The 3,877-nt window shown below is 63.6% G+C and carries 3 protein-coding genes; 1 reads left to right on the forward strand and 2 read right to left on the reverse strand.

Annotated elements, in window-relative coordinates; all coding sequences use genetic code 11:
* The first annotated feature begins 169 nt into the window (after nucleotides 1–169).
* Complete coding sequence (locus tag OXK16_05185) at nucleotides 170–841, forward strand: RraA family protein (protein MDE0375340.1); 672 nt, start codon at nucleotides 170–172, stop codon at nucleotides 839–841.
* 322 nt (nucleotides 842–1,163) lie between these two features.
* On the opposite strand, the gene OXK16_05190 is transcribed toward OXK16_05185, so the two are convergent.
* A complete protein-coding gene (locus tag OXK16_05190; GenBank protein ID MDE0375341.1) occupies nucleotides 1,164–1,319 on the reverse strand; it encodes a hypothetical protein in 156 nt (51 codons plus the stop codon).
* Nucleotides 1,320–2,311: 992 nt separating this feature from the next.
* Nucleotides 2,312–3,814, reverse strand: a complete 1,503-nt coding sequence (locus tag OXK16_05195) for an S-layer homology domain-containing protein (GenBank protein ID MDE0375342.1) — start codon at nucleotides 3,812–3,814, stop codon at nucleotides 2,312–2,314.
* Nucleotides 3,815–3,877: the final 63 nt, after the last annotated feature.

Genomic DNA, 3,877 nt, shown 5'->3' on the forward strand with positions numbered 1-3,877 from the left:
CCGACGCGCCCCATTTCCAGCTGACCGCGGGGATCCCCTGCGTGGCGGCCTTCGGACCGGGCATGCTGCCTCGCGCCCACAGTCCCAACGAGTACCTGTCCGCCGGCAGCGTGGCGCAGGCGGCGGAAATCTACGCCCTGGCCGCGCTCCGATACCTGGGAGGGTCACAATGAGCATTCCACCTGCCGAACTCTGCGCCCGCTACCGGAGGCTGTACGTGCCGGCCGTTTGCGACGCCCTCTACTGGATGGGGCTTCCCGAACAGGTCCTGCCCAGCTACCTGCGGCCGCTCTTCCCCGAGCAACGCATCGCCGGGCTGGCGCACACGGTCCAGGGAGCGCCCATCGAGCCGCGCATCGGGCGCGAGCCCGGCATCGAGCGGATCACCTCCTACCTGCAGGTGTTCGAGAACCTCACTCCCGACAGCGTGCTGGTGTCGGTCAGCCCGGACACGCACGTGGGGCACCTGGGCGAGCTCTGCTGCAACTCGGCCCGGCAGCACGGCTGCGTGGGCGCCATCCTGGACGGCAACCTGCGGGACATCGAGGGGATCCGGGACATCGGGTTTCAGGTGTTCTACCGGGACCTGTCGCCGCTCAACGCCATCGGCCGCTGGGAGATGGTCGCCTCCCAGGTGCCGGTCACCATCGGCGAGGTCACCGTCCACCCGGGTGACGTGATCCTGGCCGAGTTCGACGGCATCCTGGTGATCCCCCGCGATGACGCCGAGCAGGTGCTGATCCGTTCGGAGGAGATCGTCGGCGCCGAGGAGATGGTCCGGGCTGAGATGCGGGAGGGCGAGTCGCCGCTCGCCGGCCTCGAGCGCCACGGGTATATCTAGTTGCTAGTTGCTAGTTGTAATCGTCAATAGTAAATCGTAAGTTCAATCCATCTCGCGGTTAAACAGGCAACCAGACAGCCGAATCCGAGCCAGCCTCACCATGAACGAGCCAGCGGAGAGAACGAGCCCGACGACGGCCAGCCGGTAGCGGGGTCTGCCCTCGATACGGTGCCCATCCACAATCCCGTTGATGACAGGAACCCACCGACCATCCACGCGATGGGATACCGGTAGACCGTGACCCATTCGGGATCGGAACTATCCGGCGTTGGGCGGGTTCCTGGTTGCTGTTGGGGGGGGTGTCACTATTGGACACCAGGGGCTAGTTGTCGGTGCTGCTCCAGCCACTCACGCCGAACCCGACCAACGCTACCCCGACCATCAGGAGCATTAGCCCGTCTTCGCCGTTCACTGCGAACACAATCCCCAACACAACGGCCACCACACCGATGGCAATCGACACCCGCTTCCGAGTCACCGTGTCTCCTCCCCTTGAGTTAACACACAAGGGTGAGGCTAGTCGGGCCACTCTTCGGCTGCCGGAGGCCGTACGTGAGGAAACGCCTCCCTCAGCACGACACCCAGGACCACTTTGATATCGGTGAGAGACCAGTTTCGTTGGGGGCTACGTAGGTAATTAGGGGAGCAGCCGAGGTGCCGCAAATCGGAGATGGCGTGGTACAGTGGGGACGTGCGACGGCACACCAAGGGGCCTCGGAGCAGCGTCCTCAGGGTGGCGACCCCACAGCCAGTGGGACATCTACCACTTTGGGGCCACGCTCCGGGGCCTCTTCCCTTATAACTCTATAAGTATAGCGTCACAACATTTAAACAGATTGACTTTTTCGCGATCTTCAAGACTTTCTGCAAGAATCTGGTTCCGGTACCCTTGGCCGTGCCAAGCAACACCTAGCAGCACCCCCTTCCCCGTCCTGTCGGGACTTTCCTAAGCCTCGTCCCACACCTGTGGGCAACCCTCCAAAACGAAGAGCGGGAGTCCCGGACTCAACGTCTAGGACTCCCGCTCATCTGCTGGAGGCATTGTACCATGTATGGGGGCTGTCGTGATATGCTCCAGACATGAGTACTCAACCACCACCTAGCTGTAATAGTTGTCGGTACTGGCTGCCCCAAGACCTTCCGACTGGTCTGTGTCGTCGGTACCCACCCAAGACCACGTACCTGGATGATGAGCTGAACCTACATTCGGATTTGGAGCCAGACCCAAACAAAGAACTACACCCGATCTACCCTTGGACACGCCAAAACGACTGGTGTGGGGAATGGCGTGAAGGAGTGGGTCCTGCGCTCACCTAGCTAGGTACGTAATCCCCGTTTCGTTCCGACCAGAGATCGAGGTAAAAGGGATCCTGACCCGTGGTGCTCGGCTGACATTGTAAATCTATTGAAACCATGAGTTACTCAGAGCCAATAACCAGCAACTAGAGACTAGGAACTAGAAACCAGGAATCAGGACGGGGTGGGGCGGGTTTCGGCTCGGTAGAGGAAGGTGGCCATCTGGGCCCGGGTCACCTTGTCGTCAGGGCAGAAACGAGGCGGACCGGAGCCGCAGCCGGACGTTATCCCGGAAGCGGCCAGACGGGCGACCCGGTCGGCGTACCACGCGCCGGCGCGCACATCCGCGAAACCCGGATCCGGGCCCTCTGCCAACTCGTAGGCCCGAGCAAGGAGCACCGCCATCTGTGCGCGGGTCACCGTACGGTCGGGACAGAACCGCCCATCACCACAACCGCTGGTGACCTCCAACTCGGCCAGGCGCTCGATGAACGGCGCGTAGAACCCTGACGGGTCCACATCTTCGAACATAGACGCCGGCACAGCCGACGGATCCCTACCTTCGAGGAGCCGCACCATCCACACGGCCATGGTCTTGCGATCGATCGGATCCCCGGGACAGAAGCCCTGCGGGGCGCATTCGGTGCGGGCGAACACCCCACGGCCCGAAAGGGTCACCACCGGCTGGGTGTAGTACGCACCGGTAGCAACGTCGGTGAACCCGCCCACCAGGACCGGAGTCGGCGGGGAAGGTGCTGCCCGCAGGTTCTGGGCTCGGTAGAGAAACGTCACCATCTGGGCCCGGGTCACCGTGCTTCCGGGGCAGAACCGAGAGTTGCCACAGCCGGCCGTTATCCCGGAAGCGGCCAGGCGGGCCACAGGGTCGGCATACCACGCGGCGGCGGGAACATCGGCGAAGTCCGGATCCGGACCGGCGGCCAACCCGTAGGCCTTAACCAGGAGCACCGCCGCCTGTGCCCGGGTCACCGTACGGTCGGGACAGAACCGCCCATCACCACAACCGCTGGTGATCTCCATCTCGGCCAGGCGCTCGATGAACCTGGCGTGGAACGATGACGGTTCCACATCGACAAACCTCGACTCTGTCACCGGCTGCGGGTTCCTGCCGTCGAGGACCCGCACCATCCACACCGCCATCGTCTTGCGGTCGATCCGATCCCCCGGGCAGAAACTCAGCGGGCCGCACCCGGTGCGGGCGAACACCCCGCGCCCCGAAAGCGTCACCACCGGTAGCGCGTAGTACGCATCGGCAAGAACGTCGGTGAACCCGCCCACCAGCACCGGACCGAGGGGACCACCCCCTCCACCGCCGCCTCCGCCGCCGCCGCCGCCGCTGCTGCCCCCAAAGCTGCCCCCACCACCGCCGCCAAAGTTGGGAGGCGGGGCCTGGGGCCGCGGCGCCGTGGGTGTGACACCCACCGTCACGAAGATGTGGGTGCATTCCTCTGGGTTGATGCACTCCCGGCCGTTGGCGTCGGTGGCCGGCGGGCCGTCGGCGGTGGTGGCCGTCAGCCTGATCTTGTAGATGTTGTTCTGGTTGTAGTCATGGGGATCGGCGTGGTCCGGCGTTTTGTCGAACCGGACCGTTCCGTCGGAACCTATTGAGAAGTCGCCTTGGTCCGTGGCTTCGATGGGCACATTTAGGAAGATCTTCACGATCGCCCAAGTGGAGTTGCCCCGGTTTTGTGGACAGTTTTCGGTTAGGCGATTCTCAGGGTA

The organism is bacterium (genome assembly GCA_028821235.1).
GTDB lineage: Bacteria > Actinomycetota > Acidimicrobiia > Spongiisociales > Spongiisociaceae > Spongiisocius.